Genomic DNA, 17516 nt, shown 5'->3' with positions numbered 1-17516 from the left:
CGGTTCGCCGCCGACCTGCCAGGAGTCCACCACGGCCGTACGCCGCACGGCCACCCCTTGAACGCCGTCCTCTCCCTTTCCCCCGGAGGACGGCAAGGCCCGCCCTTCGCCGGTGGGCGGGCCTCATCAGCCGTCCCGTCCCTCTTCGGTCCCACTGCCAACCGGAGCGGGGCGGGGCGGCCGTCGGCGTCAACGCCCAAGAGATGCAGTGGAGTTGAGCAGTCCGGGCAGCCGGGGGAGCTGCTCGCCGCGACCGAGAACCACCGCGACCGAGAACCACGCCGCGGCCGAAGACGGTCGTGGTCAACCTTGCCTGCTTTGTTGTGCGCCGAGGGAGAACCAGGTGGAGCTACAGACCGCCGCACCGGCGATGATGGTCTTCGGGATCTTCATCATCGTGATGATCATCGTCGGTATCTGGGCCTACTGGGAGACCGACAGCTTCCCCGAATTCGCGCTCGGCGGCCGACGACTCAACGCCCTGGTCACCGCCCTGTCGGCAGAGGCCAGCGATATGTCGGGCTGGCTGTTCATCGGCCTTCCGGGTGCCGTGTACGCGGAAGGAATCGGGGCCACGTGGATCGCCGTCGGCCTCATCATCGGCACGTACCTCAACTGGCGGTTCGTCGCACCACGCCTGCGTACCTACACCGAGCGGGCCAACGACTCGGTGACCCTGTCCGCATACCTCGAAGAGCGATTCGAGGACCGCAGCGGAATACTTCGTATGCTCTCGGCGACCGTCATCGTCGTGTTCTTCACCCTCTACGTGGCGAGCGGATTCGTGGCGGGCGGTGTGCTGTTCCACCAGGTTTTCGGCGTCGGCTTCGCATTCGGCCTCACCGTCATCGCCGTGGTGATGGTCATCTACTCCGTCCTCGGCGGCTTCCGTGCCGTGAGCACGACCCATGTGGTGCAGGGCGCGCTGATGCTCTTCGTGGCGTGCGTCCTCCCCGTCGTCATCATCGGGCACCTCGACGGCCTCTGCGCGCTGCACCATGCGATCGCCGACAAGAGCCCGGCACTGCTCGACTTGGGGGCGAAGCCCGGTTTCGCCGACGGCAGGTGGAGCGCGGGCGAGCCGCTGGGTTTTGTCGCGGTGACATCCCTGCTCGCCTGGGGGCTCGGCTATTTCGGGCAGCCGCATATCCTGGCCCGCTTCATGGCCATCCGCAGTACGCACGACATCCCTCTCGCCCGGCGTATCGCCATGGGGTGGGTCGTCCTCTCGCTGACCGGCGCGAGCCTCGTGGGACTCCTTGGTATCGCCGCGCTCCGCCCTTCGGTCGGCGACCAGGAGATGGTCTTCATCGAACTGGTCAAGCAGTCGGTCAATCCGTGGTTCGCCGGTGTGCTGTACGTGGGGGTGCTGGCCGCGATCAAATCGACCGCGGACAGCCAGCTGCTGGTGACGGCGACGTCCATCACCGAGGACTTCTTCCGCGCGCTGCGCAAGGGGCGGGCCTCGGACGCGACATTGGTGACGGTGACACATACGGCGCTGGTCGGCGTCGCGCTGGTCGCCTACACGATCGCGCTCAGCGGGGGCAGCGTCCTGGACATCGTCGCCCATGCCTGGGCCGGCTTCGGCGCGGCCTTCGGCCCGGTGTTCCTGCTCTCGCTCTACTGGCCGCGCATGACCAAGGCGGGGGCGACCGCCGGCATCGTCACGGGTGCGCTCACGGTCATCCTGTGGAAGCACATCGACTCGCTGCTCGGCCCGCTCCGGACCGGAATCTACGAGATGGTGCCGGGCGTGCTCGCGGCCACAGCGGCCGCGCTGCTCTTCGGAACCTTCGTCGGTCGCCCTCCGCGGCGCGACTGGAAGAGTGCTGCCCCCGATCGGGCCACTGCCGCCCGGAAGCACACGACCGAGCCGTTGCGGCGGGGGTGACACCACATGATCGTTCCCTTCACCTGCTGGCAGCGTTACGGCGACGTACAGGTCGTACGGGACCGCTACGGCGAGATGGCGGCATGGATCGACAGCCTGAAGACACACAGCAGCGGCCTGATCCGCCCGGCCGGCGGGTACGGGGACTGGCTGGGCGTCGAGGACGGTACGCCGCTCGACCTCATCGGCACCGCCTACTTCGCCGAGTCCACGGCGATGATGGCCCAGATGGCTCGTGCCCTGGGCAGGAGCTACGACGCCCTGCGCTTCCTGGCACTGTGGTCGGAGATCCGCGACGCCTTCCGCACCAGGTTCGTCGCCGCCGACGGTCGGACCGGCAACGGCAGCCAGACGTCGTATGTGCTCGCGCTCGGCTTCCACCTGGTGCCCGGAGGACTCGTCAAGGCCGCCGCCGACAACCTGGCCGCCGGCATCAAGGCGCACGGCGGGCACCTGACGACCGGCTTCCTCGACACCGGGGGGCTGCTGCCGATGCTGACTGCCACCGGGCGCTCCGACGTCGCGTACCAACTGCTGGAACAGAAGACGGTCCCCTCCTGGGGCTGCCAGATCGGCAACGGCGCGACGAGGATCTGGGCGCGCGAGGGCCGGACCCGCACCCACGGAGTACTCCACGACCCCGCTCTGTACTCGCTCGACCACTTCGGGCTGGGCGCGGTCGGCGACTGGATCCACCGCACCGTGGGCGGCATCGATCCCGACCCCGCGCACCCCGGATACCAGCACTTCTTCCTCCGGCCCGCCTGCGGCTCCGGTCCGCACGCCGTTCCCGGCCGCGCGGACGAGCGGTACCTCGCCCCGTACGGGCAGGTCCGCAGCTGCTGGGAGCGGTCGGCCGGCGCCTTCGTCCTGCGCGCTTCCGTGCCCCGGAACACCACGGCCACCGTCTTCGTCCCCGCGTCCTCCCGCAACGCGGTGAGCGCACCGCCGGGCGCCCGCTTCGTCCGCACGGGCGGCGGCACGGCCGTCTACGAGGTCGGCTCGGGCTCCTATACCTTCACGGCCTACTGATCCCGGCTACAGCGCAGCGCAATATCCCGGCGCGCAGCGGGATGCCTTGGCGAAGCGTCCGTCAGCGAAAATCCACTGCAGGGTAATTGCTTCCCCATAGGGCGCCGCATCGGGCATCGGAGAGTTCTCGAACGGCTGCCCGCAATGGCCTTTCCGGCACCAACGCGGCGTCTCCAGAATGGTTATGTCCAAGCGGGCAGCTGCCGGAAACAGTCACTCAGGAGACCCAACCGCCCCAACAGGCGGTCCACTTGAAGCTGCCCATGAAGCCACAATCCATATCCATTTCCTCCACGACAACCAATCGAAAGGACATCATGCGGGCCATAGGTACTTCTCTCACCGCCACCACCGCAGCGGCCGTCCTCATTGCCGGTGCGGGCACCGCGATGGCCGCCCCGGCGCACACCACCGGCCGGGCGAGCGGCCCGGCCGCCTCATCCCTCTCCGCCGTCAGCCGCTTCGACGACGGCAGCTTCGAATCCCCCAAGGTGAAGGCGAACACCTTCGACGAATTCGCGGCCGGGCAGTCCTTCGGACCCTGGAGAGTCACCAGCGGAAACGTCGACCTGATCGGCGCCGGATACTGGCAGGCGGCCGAGGGAGACCAGTCTTTGGACCTCAACGGCAGCGACGCGGGGGCCGTGTCCCAGACCTTCACCACGAAGGCCGGGTCCAGGTACACGGTGACGTATTCGCTCGCCGGCAACCCCGAACTCGACCGCGTCCCGGTCCTGAAGACGGGCAAGGTCCTCGTCGACGGGCAGAACGTCCAGGGCTTCTCCTTCGACGTCACCGGCAAGACGAAGGCCAACATGGGCTATGTGCGGCGACAGGTGACCTTCGTGGCCACCGGCCCGTCCACGACCCTGACGTTCGCCAGCACCACTCTCCACAGCCCGACCGGACCGGTCGTCGACGACGTCACGGTCGAACGCTGCAAGCCCGATTGCTGCGACTGACCCTCACCCAGTACGCCTCGGTGCCCTGACGCGGTGATGCGCTGCTCAGGCACTGGACGGTGACAGTGGCCTCGGCCAAACCGGGGCCACTGTCTCGCCCCACCCTGCCCTCCGCTGACTTATCCCGACCGACATACCCCGACCCATACCCAGGAGACGGTCTTGAGCGCACCGAACGCCGGCAAGCCCGATAGGCACGACGAGCCCGATAGGCACGACGAGCTCGATAGGCACGACGAGCCCGATAGGCACGACGAGCTCGATAGGCAGGACAAGCTCGATAGGCCCGACGAGCCCGGCAAGACCGGCAAGCACCGCACGTCGCCGAGGAGGAGAGCCCGGCGGGCCGCCGTCCTCGCGGCAGCGGCGGTGGTCACGGCGCTTGTGGCGACCTCGCTCATGAGCGACCAGACGCCCGCCACGGCCGGCCCGTCGACGACCGCGGCCGACGACGGCGGCAACACGTTCTATACGACCGACGAAGAGGTCGTCGGCCTCCTGGAGCAGACCGCGCCCCTGAACCAGAAGGAAGCCATCAGGGGATATCCGGCTCTGGGACAGGACCCGCGTGGGGTCACGCTCGACGCCGTCGAGCAGATCTATCCGCTCGACCGGGCGATACAAGACGTGAAGGACCAACTGGGGAGCGGGTTCGAGTTCGAGCCCGGGGTGGAGGTCGTCGACAGCCCTGACATCCGCCGGAGCAGCAGCGATGACCTGGAGCCGTGGTTGGGCGGTGGCATGAGCGCCAAGCACTACTGCGGCATGGACGACTCGAACGGTTCCGATTGCGGGTTCGTCGGCATCCTGGACCAGAAGTACCCAACGGTGCAGTCCACGGCGGAGGTTACGGGGAGGGCGAAACTCACGTACAAGACGCAGGCCACCGTCGGGCGCGACAGCAGTCAGACGAAGGGCTGGTCCGCCGGTGGAAAGGTCAGCACGACATTCAAACCGGAGGCGCCCGGACCCGATGCGGGCGGCGAATTCAATTTCAGTTACAGCGAGTCGACGACCACCACCAACAGGTGGACCAGCATGGTCGAACAGGACACGGAGATCGACGTTCCTGACAGCAGTGTGGGATGGCTCGACGGGCGCGCCAACGGCGGCTGGTACACCGGGTACATCGTCTACAAGATCAACCTCACCCCCGCCGACGGGCCGCCGAAGCAGAAGATCGTGGCCATTCCCGCGCGGGTGCTGATCCAGGCACCTGGGAAGTCCGCTCCGATGACATGGGTCAAGCGGGACTCCAAGAAGTAGCGCCCGAGGAGTCCAGTTCACCGCCGAGCGGTCCGGTCGGGAGCACTACCCGGCCGGACCGCTCGGCGTTGCGACCACGGGCTTCGGGGCAGGGCGGGCACGGTAAGGGCAGGGGGCGGCCACGCAGTGGGTGAACAGGGGGCGGCCTGAGCGAAGAGAGGACGACGCTGTGCCCGAGACCGGCGACAACGAGCGGCTCCGTGGCCATTGGGACAAGCACGCCCGCTCCTACGACCGGCAGATGCGGTTCTTCGACCGCGCTCTGTTCGGGGAGAGCCGTAGCTGGGTGTGCTCCCAGGCGGGCGGCGACGTGCTGGAGGTGGCCATCGGCACGGGCCTGAACCTCCCTTTCTACCCTCCCGGTGTCCGGCTGACCGGGATCGAGTGGAGCCCGAAGATGCTGGCCATCGCCCGTCGCCGAGCCGACGACCTCGGCCGCGTCGCAGACCTGCGCGAGGGCGACGCCCAGGACCTGCCGTTCGCCGACGCCTCCTTCGACACCGTGGTCTGCACCCTGTCGCTGTGCGCGATCCCCGACGACCGGCGCGCCGTCGCCGAGATGAACCGTGTGCTCAAGCCAGGGGGCCGGCTCCTGCTGCTCGACCACATCGCCAGCTCCGCCCGGCCCCTGCGGGCGCTCCAGCGGCTTCTCGAACTCGTCACCGTTCCGCTCGGCGGCGAGCACGTCCTGCGCCGGCCGCTCCGGCACGTCCAGGCCGCGGGCCTGCGGATCGAGCAACGGGACCGGTTCAAGCTCGGCATCGTCGAACGCCTCGCCGCCCGCAAACCTGACCGCGGAACGACCGGAGGGTGAGGCACGCCGCGGGGAGAACCAGGTGAGCGGCTCCTTCGCCGTGCTGGTCAGCACCGCCCCGCCGAGGCACAGCGCGCCTCGGCGGGACCGGGTGCAATGCCTACTCGCGGTAGCCGAGAACCGTCATCATCCCGGATTCGGCGTGGTAGACGTTGTGGCAGTGGATCATCCACAGCCCGGGGTTGTCGGCGTCGAAGTCGACGTCGAGGGTCTGTCCGGGCAGGACGATCGCGGTGTCCTTGCGCGGGCCGCCGTCACCCAGCGCGAAGGTGTGGCCGTGCAGATGCATGGGGTGCCACATCCGCGTGCCGTTGATGAACGACAGCCGTACGCGTTCGCCGGTGCGGACCGGGTACCGCTGGGTGGGGTCGTACCTCTTGCCGTTGAGGGCCCAGTCGTACCTGGCCATGGAGCCGGTGAGCCTGAGCTTGACGGTGCGGTCGGGTCGGCCGGACTTCAGGCGGACCGAGTCGTCGGCCTTCAACCGCCCGGCCCGCAGCAGCTTTCCGTCCAGCTCCTCGGGGCGTGCGGACGGCTCGGGTGCGGCGCCGCCACCTGTCCGCAGAATCGCCCGCGCCGACTGCTTCTTGCCCTCGGCCAGGGCCGTCAGGGGGAAGGCGCCGTCCTTGGCGGTGACCAGGACGTCATAGCGCTCGCCCATGCCCAGCAGCAGGGCGTCGGTCTCCGCGTGCTCGACGGGGAAGCCGTCGGTGTGGGTGACGGTCATCCGGTGGCCGCCGAGGGCCACGCGGAAGGCCGTGTCGCCGCCGGCGTTGATGAAGCGGATCCGGATGCGGTCGCCGGGCCTGGCGCGGAAGGTCTGGGGATCGTCGGCCGTGCGGCCGTTGACCAGGTAGTACGGGTAGGCGACGTCCCCGGCGTCCCCGCCGAGCAGGTCGCTGGTGGCGCCCATCATCATCCGGGAGGGCCCGGAGGGCTTCGGCGAGGGGGACTCCTTGGTGGTCATCGACATCTGGGACATGTCGTGGCCGCCGTGGTCCATGCCGCCGGAGCCGCCCATGTCCATACCGTCGTGGTCCGTACCGCCCATGCCCTTGCTCAGCTCGGCGAGGACCGTGTCGGGCGTGCTGCCGTCCACACCGTCGACCCAGTCGTCGAGGACGACGACCCACTCCTTGTCGTACGACAGGGGCTCCTTCGGGTCCTCGACGATCAGCGGCGCGTACAGCCCGCGGTCCTGCTGGACGCCGGAGTGCGGATGGAACCAGTACGTGCCGGGGTGGGCGGCGGCGAAGCGGTACTCGAAGGAGGCGCCGGCCTTGATCGGCCGCTGGCTCAGACCGGGCGTGCCGTCCATGTCGTTGCGCAGGGCCAGCCCGTGCCAGTGGATGGAGGTGGGCTGCGGCAGGTGGTTGGCGAGCGTGAGGGCGAGGGTGTCGCCCGCGGTGACCCGGACCTCCTTGCCGGGCAGCGCATCTCCGTAGGCCCAGGAACTCACCGTCCGGCCGCCCAGGTCCAGGCGGGTCGGAGTGGCGGTGAGCTTGACCTTCCGGACGGGACCGGGGCGCCGCTTCGCCTCCGCGGCGGCGACCTCCTTGTCGTCGGGCGAGACATAGCCTGCGGGCCCGGCCGGGGGCTTGTCGCCGTGGCCGGAGTGGTCCATGCCGGAACCCGAGCAGGCGGCGAGCAGTCCGCCGCCGGCGACGGCGATTCCGGTGCCGAGCACGGCGCGGCGGGTGGGTGTGCGCATGATGGAGTGCACCTCGTCTTCGGTGGTGATGCGTAAGGGAGTCGGCACGATCCGCCGTTCCTGGGTGGGGGAGCGGCAGGCGTGCGCTCCTAGATGCGCAACACCGACAACTGGGCGAGGAGCGTTCTGCGGCGGGGCGGCGGAATCGGCCGCAGGGCGTGCGGCAGTCGCGCCAGCGCAGTGGCCGGCACGTCCGCCGGCCCGCGAACGAAGGCCCCGCCGAGCAGCAGGACGAGGAATCCCGCGCCGAGCACGGCCAGGCAGACGGACATCGGGTTCGTTCCGCCGAGGGGAGCCGGGTGATGAGCACCGGGATCCGGCCGATCGGCTTGCGGTGCGCCGGCCGCGGGCTCGGCGGCGTGGTGGTGCGCGGGCGCGGCCGCAGCCATGACGGTGGTGCCGGACGCCTGGGGCGTACTGTGTTCGGCGGGGTGGCCGAGACTGTGCATCGCGACGATGCCGAAGAGCAGCGCGCTGAAGAGGAGCAGCCGACCGCACCAGGCGGTGAACCTCCGCTGCTGCCCGGACAACCGCGCACCTCCCACGCTCTCGATCGACGGTTCCGACGGTACCCATGGGGGGTATCGGATCCGTCGGGTGGGGTGTCGCGCGTGGCACGGCGATCTTCCGCGGGGATCCCACCCGCGCTGGATGCGAGGTGCCGGCGCCGGCGCCGGCCGCCGGTGGCACCGCACCGCCCCGCCCGGAAATCCACCCCTGAATGCGAATCTCACATGCGCATTTGCTACCGTCGTCGCGTGCGGTTGACGAAGTTCACTGATCTGGCACTCCGCGCCGTGATGCGCTTGGCCGTCGCGGAGCCGGGTGCCCCGCTGACCACCCGCGAGGTGGCCGAGGCGATGGACGTGCCGTACACCCACATGGCGAAGGCGATCAGCCGGCTCCAGCATCTCGGTGTGGTCGAGGCCCGACGGGGTCGCGGCGGCGGACTGGAGCTGACCGGTCTGGGGCACCGGGCGTCGGTGGGCTGGCTGGTGCGCGAGCTGGAGGGTGAGGACGAGGTGGTCGCCTGCGAGGGCGACCCTCCGTGCCCGCTGCGCGCGGCCTGTCGGCTCCGGCGGGCGCTGGCCGACGCCCAAGAGGCGTTCTACGCCACGCTCGACCCGCTGACGGTGTCCGAGGTGGTGGCATCGCCCACCGGCCCGGTGCTGATCAGTCTCACCGGCCGGCGCTCCGGCTGACCGATCCGTCGTGCCCCGCCCTGGGCCGCTCTCAGGGCGGTCCGTCTTACGCAAAAATTGGTAGATCAAATGCGAGTTTACAGGAGGTGGCTCGTGCTCTCCGAGCAGTCCGCACCCGTCATCAAGGCAACCCTGCCGGTCGTCGGCGCCGCCATCGACGAGATCACCGGACGCTTCTACCGGAAGCTGTTCGACGCCCATCCGGAGCTGCTGCGCGACCTCTTCAACCGCGGCAATCAGGCCAACGGTGCGCAGCGGCAGGCCCTGGCGGGCTCCATCGCGGCCTTCGCCGGCATGCTGCTGGAGCACCCCGACACCCGCCCCGACGTGATGCTCGCCCGGATCGCGCACAAGCACGCCTCGCTCGGCGTCACCTCGGACCAGTACAAGATCGTCAACGAGCATCTGCTCGCCGCGGTCGCCGACGTCCTCGGGGAGGCCGTCACCCCGCAGGTCGCGGCGGCCTGGGACGAGGTCTACTGGCTGATGGCCAACGCGCTGATAGCCGTCGAAGCCCGCCTCTACGAGCAGCACGGCACCCCCGAGGGCGGGACGTGGCAGCCCATGACCGTCGTCGCACGGCACGAGGAGACCCCGCACACGCTCGCGCTCACCCTGCGCCCGGCCGACGGCTCCCCGGCCCGCGCCTTCCGCCCCGGCCAGTACGTCAGCGTGCAGGTCGAACTCCCCGACGGCGCACGGCAGATCCGCCAGTACAGCCTGTCCGCCGCCCCCGGAGCCCCGGAGTGGCGGATCACCGTCAAGCACGTCCGTGAAGGGCCCGGACCGGCCGGTGAGGTGTCCTCCTGGCTTCACGACCGGGCCCGCGTCGGCGATGTGCTCCCCGTCTCCGCCCCGTTCGGCGATCTGACCCTGCCGGCCGGCGACGGCCCGCTGCTGCTGGCCTCCGCCGGCATCGGCGCCACCCCCATGCTCGCCATGCTCCACCACCTGGCCGACACCGGGTCGTCCCGGCAGGTTGTCGTCGTCCACGCCGACCGCTCTCCGGCCGACCACGCGCACCGCGACGAACTGCGCCGCCTGGTCGGCACTCTGCCGCATGCCTCGCTGCACCTCTGGTACGAGGAAGCGGCTCAGCAGGCATCCGCGTCCGCGCCGCCGGTGGCGGTGTCCGCGGGCCGAGCCGACATCGGTGGAATGCCCCTGCCCGAGGGCATCACCGCCTTCCTCTGCGGCCCCCTGCCGTTCATGCGCACCCTGCGTGGCGACCTGCTCGGCCGCGGTGTCCCGCCCCAGGCGATCCACTACGAGGTGTTCGGCCCCGACCTCTGGCTGGCGGAGCAGTAGGGCCTGGCCGTGGGAATCGTGCCTACGGGCGAACGGGAAGAGGGGCCGATGATCCTCGGCCGTTCCCGACGGTCCGGATGCTCTGCGAGCGAAGCGAAGGGTGCGAAGGGTGAGCGTTTTCGTCTTGATTCCCGGGGCCGGGGGAGCGGCCTGGTACTGGCATCGTGTGGTGCCCGAGCTGCGGGCCAGGGGGCACGAGGCGGTGGCTGTCGATCTGCCCGGGGCCGACGAGTCCGCGGGGCTGCCTGAGTACACCGACGCGGTGGTCGCCGCGGTCGGTGACCGTGATGACGTGGTGTTGGTGGGCCAATCGATGGGTGGCTTCACCGCCCCGATGGTCTGCGCCCGCGTGCCGGTGCGCCTGCTGGTGCTGGTCAACGCGATGATCCCGCTACCGGGTGAGACGCCCGGACAGTGGTGGGGCAACACCGGAGCCCCGGCGGCCCGGGTTGCGGCAGCCGAAGCAGGCGGGTACACGACGGAATTCGACCCGGCGACCTACTTCCTGCACGACGTGCCGACCGAGATCGCCGCGGCCGGCGCGGAGCATGAGCGGCCGGAGGCCGACGTGGCGTTCGGCCAGCCCTGCGCCGTCGAACGATGGCCGGACGTGGCCACACGCGTGCTCGCCGCGGCCGAGGACCGGTTCTTCCCGCCGGAGTTCCAGCGCGGAGTGGCCCGCGACCGCCTCGGGATCGACGCCGACGAGGTCCCCGGCGGTCACCTGGTTGCGCTGTCGCGCCCGGTCGACCTGGCCGACCGTCTGATCGAGTATCTGCCCTGAGCGGTGCCGGACGCTCCCCGAGTGGGGGCACCGAGCACCCTGCGCGGCGCCCGTCGGGTCGCCCGACTTCGCTTGTGTGGCACGTAGGCTGCGCCCGAACTGACTATCCGTCATGAAAGGGGTGTTTTGTGGCCTCTCGTCTCAATCCATACATCAGCTTCGCGGGTGTGGCGAAGGAAGCCATGGAGTTCTACAAGGAGGTCCTGGGGGGCGATCTGGCCGTCCACACCTACGGCGACTTCGGCTCCGAGACCCCACCGGGATACGCGGACAAGATCATGCACGGCATGCTCGAGACTCCCAGCGGCTTCACGCTGATGGGCGCCGACAATCCTCCCGGGATGGAACACAGACCCGGAAACAACATCTCGATGAGCCTGAGCGGCGACGACGCGGACGAACTGCGCGGGTACTGGGACAAGCTGTCCGACGGCGGCACCGTGTCCGTCCCCCTGGAGAAGCAGATGTGGGGCGATGTGTTCGGCATGTGCACGGACAAGTTCGGTATCACGTGGATGGTCAACGTCAGCGAGCGGTAGACCTGGTCCGGACGTCGGCGCGTCGGTGGTTCTACAGGCGCGCCGACGCGCCCGGGTGCGGGAGCCTCGTCAGTGGATGACGTCGAAGACGTTCTTCTGCAGGCCGTTGGAGTAGGCCTCGTGCTCGACCAGCTTCAGCTTCTGGGTGTCCTTGTCCGTGGTGCTGAAGAGGCGCTTTCCCGCGCCGAGCAGGAGTGGGAAGACGAGGAGGTGGTAGCGGTCGATCAGGCCGGCGTCCGAGAGGCCCTGGTTCAGGGTGGCGCTGCCGTGGACGATGATCGGGCCGCCCTCGGTCTCCTTCAGTGCGGCGACCTCGTCGAGCGAGCGCAGGATCGTGGTCTCGCCCCAGTTCGACACCAGGTCGTCCTCGGTGAGACTGCTGGAGACGACGTACTTCGGCATGACCTTGTAGTCGGCGAAGTCCTCCATGGCCGGCCACACGTGGCTGAACGCCTCGTAGCTGACCCGGCCCATCAACATCGCCGTGGCTTCCTTCTGCTCCCGGCCCTTGATCTCGAACGCTTCGGGAAGGAACTCGACGTCCTTGAAGGTCCACCCGGAGTTCCGGTAGCCGGGCTCACCGCCCGGGGCCTCCACGACGCCGTCGAGCGAGATGAAAGCGGTGCTGATCAGGGTGCGCATCTTGAGGTCCTCGGTGTCTCGTGTCCGGTTGCGGGAAAGTTCAGTCGGTGCACGCTGTGGTCACACTCGCTGCTGCAGCGCACCGACCGTGGTCTTGACTGCCGACCACGGAGAAACTCATCGGTCGTTCCCGCCCCCAATAAAAGCGTCGGGCGGTTGACGGCCTCCTTGTGTGCGGTGTCCGTAACTGGAGGGTGCGTCGATCCGCGCCCCCGAGTGATCATTCAGGAGTCTAGGCGACCTAAGTGGATGCTGTCCACATTGGGGTTGGCGGCCATGGAAGCAGTCGGTGCTTGCCGGCCCCGAGTACGACCGGAAGACAGTGAGCCGCAGTTCGTCGACGAGGTCGTGCTCCATCAGCAACTGCGCCCATGTTTCGCGGTCCTTGTCGCCCATCTTGAGGAACCAGCCGCAGTCATGTCGAGGTAGCTCCAGAGGCTCCCCATCGCCTCGTCGCCGCGGGCGTTGATGAAGTACGTGCGGAACACACGGTCGCCGTCGCGGATGAACGCGTTCGTGCCGTGCCACTCGTCCACACCGAAGTCGGTGTCGAAACCGTCGGTGAGCGTGTACCAGGGCATCGCCCAGCCCATCCGCGCCTTCACGCGTTCGATGTCCGGCTGCGGCGCACGCGACACGAAGACGAGAGTGGTGTCGCGGGCGTTCACATGGGCAAGGTGGCCGACCTGGTCGGCCAGCATCGAGCAGCCGCGGCAGGCATGGTCGGGCCAGCCGAACACGCCGGCCTCGAAGAAGGCGCGGTAGATGATCAAAGGGGCGCTGCTCAGCAGGACCCCTGCGTCCGTCCGCGGTCGACCGCCACACGGCACGGTGTGCACACCGGGGCGGGTGCACGCCGGGACACCGGTACGTCGCACAGCTCTGGCAGGGCCTTGTCTCGGTCCGGCTTGTCGACCGTCACCTTTCCTGTCTACTCCTGCCCCCACATCGAGGCACCTCCTGGCAGGGCCCTTCAGCCCGGAAACGGGCACATCAGGGGGCAGGGTGGTCCGTGCAGGCCGGCTGCGGCACGGATCTCCGACACGGCCGATGTCAGGCTGTACGCCCATGCCGCGATTGCACTCCTGCCGAGTCTGCGCGGCGGCGCGCCACCGGGCGGACACGTTTCGTGATTCAGACGACCGGCGGCCCCGCTTCGATGCGGCGCAATACGGGGGGCAGGCGGTCCAGGTCGGGGCCCGTCTGGATCTGTCGCTCGTCCCACCAGGTGGCGCCGGCGTCGTGCAGCGGACCGATCACGTCCTTGGCCTTGGCCGCTTCCAGGGGAGTGGCACCGCCGAGCACGAACTCGAAGGGATGACCGGTCCGCTCGGCCTCGGCCGTACGGTGCTTGCGCACATACTCGACCAGCTCCCGTACGTCTGCCGCATCCGGCACATGACCGTGCCGGGCCGTCTCGAAGAGCGGCACCGCGCCGTCCCACCGCGCTGCCCGCCGCATGGGCGGACGACTCGGCCAGAACCCGCCGATCCACACCGGCGGACCGGGCCGCTGCACGGTGGCGGGCAACAGCGTCACGTCCCGGGCCTCGTAGTGCCGGCCGTGGTGGTTCACCGGCTCGCCGGACCAGAATCGCCTCAACAGCTCCAGTCCCTCGTCCAGCCGCTCGGCGAGGAGGCGTGGCTCGGCGGTGTCGCCGAAGCTGCGGTATTCGTCCTCGATGGGACCGCCGAGACCTGCGGCGAAGATCGCCCGGCCGCCGCTGAGGTGGTCCAAGGTGGCCACTTGGCGGGCGAGTTGCTGCGGACGGTAACGGGGGACCGGCGTCAGCAGGGTGCCCAGCCGGATCCGGGAGGTCGCCAGCGCGGCAGCGGTCAGCAGCATCCAGGGGTCGCCGAAGGGGCGCCCCTGGTGCTGTCGGTGCAGTACGTGGTCCCAGACGAACAGCCCGTCCCAGCCGGCCTGTTCGGCGGCCACGGCCGCGGTCGCGACGTTACGGGGGTCGGCGAAGTCACCGAAGTTGGGAACGTTGATGGAGAAGCGCATCACAGCAGGATGCGCAACTGGCCGGGAAGGGGCAATGGGGCGTTGAGCCAGGCACCTGCCGACGGCATAGCGGCAGCCTGACCGCCGTGCCCTGGGGGCTATTTCCCCCGGGGTGATCCAGCGCAGCGTCATTTCACCGGCATTTCATTCCCTGCGGCCAGGGTTGATGGGTCAGTTGCTGAGACCGCGCGACCGGAGTCAGGTCTGTCAGTGAGAAATGGATGGACGAATTCGAGAACTCTCAGCCTGGCAGAGCAGGTCTTTTGCCGGTCGTGGCCGAATCGTCCGCCCGTGTTGATCTGGAGGTGCTCACCATGAACGAGACACAGGACATCGAGACCGCTGACGTGTACGAGACCCCGCTGCTGACCGAGGTCGGCGACTTCGCCGAACTCACCCAGGGCAACACGGGGCTGTACCCCGAGGCGGGCGCTACCTGGTACGTCTGGTCGTGACCCGGTGTGCGGGTGCCGATGCGTGACCGCCATGCGGCGCGGGCCGGCACCCGCACGTTCCGGTAGGGGGGCCTCGCGGGAGAGCCGCCAGGGGGAGGAGTCCAGGGGCCGGCGGACCGGGCGGCCAGAGCCCGTTCGCCTTTCGGGGCAGGAGCGCCAGGTAGTGGGCGGGCCGGCGCGAGGCGTTAAGGGGGCTGCTGAGTGAGTGACATGGTGGCGAGCTGGTTCGTGGCGTTCCCGGATCGGGAGACGCGGCAGAAATGTGCGGCGCGGTCGCGGGAGAGGGCCGTCGATGTGGTGTGTCATCCGTCGGGCCGGCCGTGGCTGATGGGTTCCTGGCCGCCGGAGCGGATGGTGCTGGCTTCGCAGGGCGGGCGGATGCTTGCGGTCGTGGGCACCTCGTCAACGACGCCCGCGGACCTGACGGCTCGTCTGAAGAGGGTCCGTACGGTAGCGGACGTCGAATCCGCGCTGCATGGGGTGCACGGCAGTTTTCATGTGGCCGCCTCCGTGGACGGCCACATGTACGTGCGCGGGAGCGCCTTCGGGGCCCGGCGTCTGTACCGGGCGGCAGTTGAGGGAGTGACGGTGTGTGCGGACCGGGCCCGTACGCTGGCCCACCTCGCCGACGCCGACCTTGATCCGGTCCGAGTCGCCGCCCGACTTGCCGCGCCCTGCCTGCCGCACCCATTGGCCGACGCCGGGATGTGGACGGGGGTGGAGTCCGTCGAGCCCGGCCACGCCCTCCGCGTCGCTCCTGACGGACGGACGAGCACCATCGCGTGGTGGCGACCACCGTCCGCGCACCTGCCCATGTCGGAGGCCGCCGGCCTGTTGCGTGAGGCGCTGCGAGCCGCCGTGGCGCTGCGCGTGCGTCCGGGCCGGTTGCTGGCCGCGGATCTGTCCGGCGGTATGGATTCCACTTCGCTGTGCTTCCTGGCCGCGGAAGCCGGCGCCCATCTGGTCACCTCGACCCAGCACTGGAACAGGCCCGGCAACCAGGACCACCACTACGCCCGATTCGCCGCCGACCATCTGCCCCACGTCGAACCCCTGGTCTTCGCCTCCGCCGACCTGCCCGCGTGCTTCACCGGTCTCGACGAACGCCGCGAGCCCCTGGAGGAGCCCTCGGGGCTCCTTCGCGACCGAGCACGGCACTGCCACACGGCCGACGCGCTGCGCGCCCGGGGGGCCGCACTGCGCCTGTCGGGACACGGAGGCGACCACGCCATCGTGCCCCCCGACGCCTACCTCCACGCCCTGTGGCGCCGCAGCCCTCTCACCGCGCTGCGGGTCACGAACGGCTTCAAGGCCCGCGGCCGTTGGAGCCTGCCGGCCGCCGCGCGGACGCTGCTGGGCACCGGCTCCTATTCGGCTTGGCTCACCGGCGCCGCCGCACGCCTGCGCGAAGGCGCCGGGACGAACCAGGGCCCCGCCCCGTGGGGGCCCCGGCCGGCCCTGCCGCCCTGGGCGAGCGACCAAGCGGTGGACCTGGTGGCCACGGCGCTGCGTCACGCGGCCGAACACACCGAGCCGCTGGACGCCGACGCCGGCCGGCACGCCTGGCTGCTCCAGATGCGTGAGGCCGGTCGCGGTGCCGCCCTCCTCCATGAGGCATCCACCACTCACGGGTTGCCGACGGACAGCCCCTTCTGCGACGACGCCGTCCTGACCGCCTGCCTGACCGCCCGCCCCCATGAGGCGGGCCACCCCTGGGCCTACAAACCCCTGCTGGCCGCCGCGATGATCGGCCTGGTGCCCGAACACATCCTGCAGCGCACCACCAAGGACCACTGCGGCCCCGACTGGTACCTCGGCCTGCGCACCCACCGCCGCCACCTGTCCGACATCGCCGACGCCTCACATCTCGCCGCCGCCGGCCTCGCCGACCGGGAACTCCTGCGCCGCGCCCTGATCAGCCCCGACCTGAACATCGGCGGCGCCCCGGAACTGGAGAACACGCTGGGCGCCGAGGTGTGGCTGCGCGACCTCGCCGCCCACCCCGACCCCGCCCACCTCGTCCCCCGCCACCACCCACACGAGGGAGTACCCCGTTGACACGGCTGCGCACTGACGTCGCCTGCTGCCCCACCGACGAAGGCATGGTCCTGCTGGACGAACGCGACGGCCGCTACTGGCAACTCAACGCCACCGGGGCAACGGTCCTTCAGGCGCTCCTCGACGGCGCGAGCCCTCAGCAGATCGCCGACCGGCTCACCGCCACCCGCCCCGTCCCCCGCGATCGCGCCGCGGCCGACGTCGCCGCCCTGCTCGACCGCCTCACCCGCTGCGGACTGGTGGTCGACGCCCCGTGAGCCAGATCCTCGACACCGACCACAACCGTCCCCCGATCGGTCGCCGGGCCGCCGCCCGCACCGCTGTCGCCGGCGCACGGCTACTGGCCCACCTGCCGCCCAAGCGTCTCCAGGCCGTCCTGCGGGCCGCGCGCCATGGAGCGCGGCCCGCCGACCACGCCACGGCCCTGCGGGCCCGGCAGGACGTCACGGCCGTCAGCGTCCTGTGCTCCGGGCACTACTGTCTCCAACGCTCCCTCGCCACGGCCCTGTTGTGCCGCCTCGGCGGCACCTGGCCCACCTGGTCCACCGGAGTACGCACCCCGCCCTTCGCCGCCCACGCCTGGGTCGAGGCCGACGGTCGCCGCGTCGGCGAACCCGACGACGCCACCACCTACCGCACCCTGCTCACCATCCCCCCGCTCAACCGCCACCGCCCGTAGCGTGGGCCTGCAAGACGGAGTGCAGCTCGACCCTCCTTGCCCCCCTGAACTGCTGAAACACCCCCAGGGCAGGGCGTGTGCAAACGATCGACCGCCTGGCACCCACGTCACGGGATCGGCGACAGAGCCGTGTTTCGACTATTCCCATTGGTCATAGACTCGG

18 protein-coding genes are annotated in these 17516 nt (G+C 69.9%); 13 read left to right on the top strand and 5 right to left on the bottom strand.

Annotation, left to right across the window (positions count from 1 at the left end; genetic code table 11):
• Positions 1–343 precede the first annotated feature (343 nt).
• From putP to WAB15_RS02720, 5 genes are all read left to right on the top strand, one after another.
• Entirely contained in the window at positions 344–1894 is a 1551-nt protein-coding gene (gene putP, locus WAB15_RS02740; RefSeq protein WP_407285158.1) for a sodium/proline symporter PutP, read from the top strand.
• 6 nt (positions 1895–1900) lie between these two features.
• On the top strand, positions 1901–2926 hold the full coding sequence (locus tag WAB15_RS02735; RefSeq protein ID WP_399145018.1) for an alpha-L-rhamnosidase C-terminal domain-containing protein: 1026 nt from the start codon (positions 1901–1903) through the stop codon (positions 2924–2926).
• A gap of 317 nt (positions 2927–3243) precedes the next feature.
• Complete coding sequence (locus WAB15_RS02730; protein WP_399145020.1) at positions 3244–3888, top strand: choice-of-anchor C family protein; 645 nt, start codon at positions 3244–3246, stop codon at positions 3886–3888.
• A gap of 162 nt (positions 3889–4050) precedes the next feature.
• Positions 4051–5154 (top strand): hypothetical protein, encoded by a 1104-nt coding sequence (locus WAB15_RS02725; protein ID WP_407285157.1) that lies wholly within the window; start codon positions 4051–4053, stop codon positions 5152–5154.
• A 169-nt stretch (positions 5155–5323) separates the two neighbouring features.
• Positions 5324–5968: a class I SAM-dependent methyltransferase gene (locus WAB15_RS02720; protein WP_407285156.1), complete on the top strand. Its 645-nt coding sequence runs from the start codon at positions 5324–5326 to the stop codon at positions 5966–5968.
• A gap of 100 nt (positions 5969–6068) precedes the next feature.
• On the opposite strand, the gene WAB15_RS02715 is transcribed toward WAB15_RS02720, so the two are convergent.
• Both WAB15_RS02715 and WAB15_RS02710 read right to left on the bottom strand, forming a co-directional pair.
• On the bottom strand, positions 6069–7679 hold the full coding sequence (locus tag WAB15_RS02715) for a multicopper oxidase family protein (protein WP_407289144.1): 1611 nt from the start codon (positions 7677–7679) through the stop codon (positions 6069–6071).
• Between the two features lie 89 nt (positions 7680–7768).
• Entirely contained in the window at positions 7769–8209 is a 441-nt protein-coding gene (locus tag WAB15_RS02710) for a DUF6153 family protein (RefSeq protein ID WP_407285155.1), read from the bottom strand.
• A gap of 228 nt (positions 8210–8437) precedes the next feature.
• Here WAB15_RS02710 and WAB15_RS02705 point away from each other — a divergent pair, with 228 nt between their 5' ends.
• The 4 genes from WAB15_RS02705 to WAB15_RS02690 all read left to right on the top strand — a co-directional run bounded on the left by WAB15_RS02705 (position 8438) and on the right by WAB15_RS02690 (position 11512).
• Positions 8438–8881: an RrF2 family transcriptional regulator gene (locus WAB15_RS02705; protein ID WP_399145024.1), complete on the top strand. Its 444-nt coding sequence runs from the start codon at positions 8438–8440 to the stop codon at positions 8879–8881.
• Positions 8882–8974: 93 nt separating this feature from the next.
• Positions 8975–10189 carry a globin domain-containing protein gene (locus tag WAB15_RS02700; RefSeq protein ID WP_407285154.1) on the top strand — a complete coding sequence of 405 codons (1215 nt, stop codon included), beginning with the start codon at positions 8975–8977 and terminating at the stop codon, positions 10187–10189.
• Positions 10190–10298: 109 nt separating this feature from the next.
• Positions 10299–10973 (top strand): alpha/beta fold hydrolase, encoded by a 675-nt coding sequence (locus WAB15_RS02695; RefSeq protein ID WP_407285153.1) that lies wholly within the window; start codon positions 10299–10301, stop codon positions 10971–10973.
• 128 nt (positions 10974–11101) lie between these two features.
• Positions 11102–11512: a VOC family protein gene (locus tag WAB15_RS02690; RefSeq protein ID WP_399145026.1), complete on the top strand. Its 411-nt coding sequence runs from the start codon at positions 11102–11104 to the stop codon at positions 11510–11512.
• Positions 11513–11581: 69 nt separating this feature from the next.
• Here WAB15_RS02690 and WAB15_RS02685 read toward each other — a convergent pair whose 3' ends face one another.
• The 3 genes from WAB15_RS02685 to WAB15_RS02675 all read right to left on the bottom strand — a co-directional run bounded on the left by WAB15_RS02685 (position 11582) and on the right by WAB15_RS02675 (position 14161).
• Positions 11582–12154: a dihydrofolate reductase family protein gene (locus WAB15_RS02685; protein ID WP_407285152.1), complete on the bottom strand. Its 573-nt coding sequence runs from the start codon at positions 12152–12154 to the stop codon at positions 11582–11584.
• Positions 12155–12510: 356 nt separating this feature from the next.
• Positions 12511–12927, bottom strand: coding sequence for a DUF899 family protein (locus WAB15_RS02680; protein WP_407285151.1), 417 nt, complete (start codon positions 12925–12927; stop codon positions 12511–12513).
• A 361-nt stretch (positions 12928–13288) separates the two neighbouring features.
• Positions 13289–14161, bottom strand: a complete 873-nt coding sequence (locus tag WAB15_RS02675) for an LLM class flavin-dependent oxidoreductase (RefSeq protein WP_407285150.1) — start codon at positions 14159–14161, stop codon at positions 13289–13291.
• Positions 14162–14475: 314 nt separating this feature from the next.
• Between WAB15_RS02675 and WAB15_RS02670 the strand changes: the two genes are divergently transcribed.
• The 4 genes from WAB15_RS02670 to WAB15_RS02655 all read left to right on the top strand — a co-directional run bounded on the left by WAB15_RS02670 (position 14476) and on the right by WAB15_RS02655 (position 17353).
• Positions 14476–14616: a lasso RiPP family leader peptide-containing protein gene (locus WAB15_RS02670; protein ID WP_399145031.1), complete on the top strand. Its 141-nt coding sequence runs from the start codon at positions 14476–14478 to the stop codon at positions 14614–14616.
• Positions 14617–14826: 210 nt separating this feature from the next.
• A complete protein-coding gene (locus WAB15_RS02665; RefSeq protein WP_407289143.1) occupies positions 14827–16674 on the top strand; it encodes an asparagine synthase-related protein in 1848 nt (615 codons plus the stop codon).
• The gene (locus tag WAB15_RS02660; protein WP_399145032.1) at positions 16671–16931 is read left to right on the top strand and encodes a lasso peptide biosynthesis PqqD family chaperone; all 261 of its coding nucleotides are present in this window, start codon (positions 16671–16673) and stop codon (positions 16929–16931) included. The genes WAB15_RS02665 and WAB15_RS02660 overlap by 4 nt, the downstream gene beginning before the upstream one ends.
• Entirely contained in the window at positions 16928–17353 is a 426-nt protein-coding gene (locus WAB15_RS02655) for a lasso peptide biosynthesis B2 protein (protein ID WP_399145033.1), read from the top strand. Before WAB15_RS02660 ends, WAB15_RS02655 begins: the two co-directional genes overlap by 4 nt.
• The last annotated feature ends 163 nt before the right edge of the window (positions 17354–17516 follow it).

Source organism: Streptomyces sirii, from assembly GCF_045690365.1.
GTDB classification, from domain to species: domain Bacteria; phylum Actinomycetota; class Actinomycetes; order Streptomycetales; family Streptomycetaceae; genus Streptomyces; species Streptomyces sirii.
Note: the sequence above shows the minus strand (reverse complement) of the source record. Positions and strands in the feature narration are given on the sequence as shown.

Excerpts from the sequence above, each read along its gene's own strand:
- WAB15_RS02735 (WP_399145018.1), top strand. The coding sequence starts at position 1,901 with ATGATCGTTCCCTTCACCTGCTGGCAGCGTTACGGCGACGTACAGGTC.
- WAB15_RS02670 (WP_399145031.1), top strand. The coding sequence starts at position 14,476 with ATGAACGAGACACAGGACATCGAGACCGCTGACGTGTACGAGACCCCG.
- WAB15_RS02715 (WP_407289144.1), bottom strand. The coding sequence starts at position 7,679 with ATGCGCACACCCACCCGCCGCGCCGTGCTCGGCACCGGAATCGCCGTC.
- WAB15_RS02675 (WP_407285150.1), bottom strand. The coding sequence starts at position 14,161 with ATGCGCTTCTCCATCAACGTTCCCAACTTCGGTGACTTCGCCGACCCC.
- WAB15_RS02665 (WP_407289143.1), top strand. The coding sequence starts at position 14,827 with ATGGTGGCGAGCTGGTTCGTGGCGTTCCCGGATCGGGAGACGCGGCAG.
- WAB15_RS02685 (WP_407285152.1), bottom strand. The coding sequence starts at position 12,154 with ATGCGCACCCTGATCAGCACCGCTTTCATCTCGCTCGACGGCGTCGTG.
- WAB15_RS02730 (WP_399145020.1), top strand. The coding sequence starts at position 3,244 with ATGCGGGCCATAGGTACTTCTCTCACCGCCACCACCGCAGCGGCCGTC.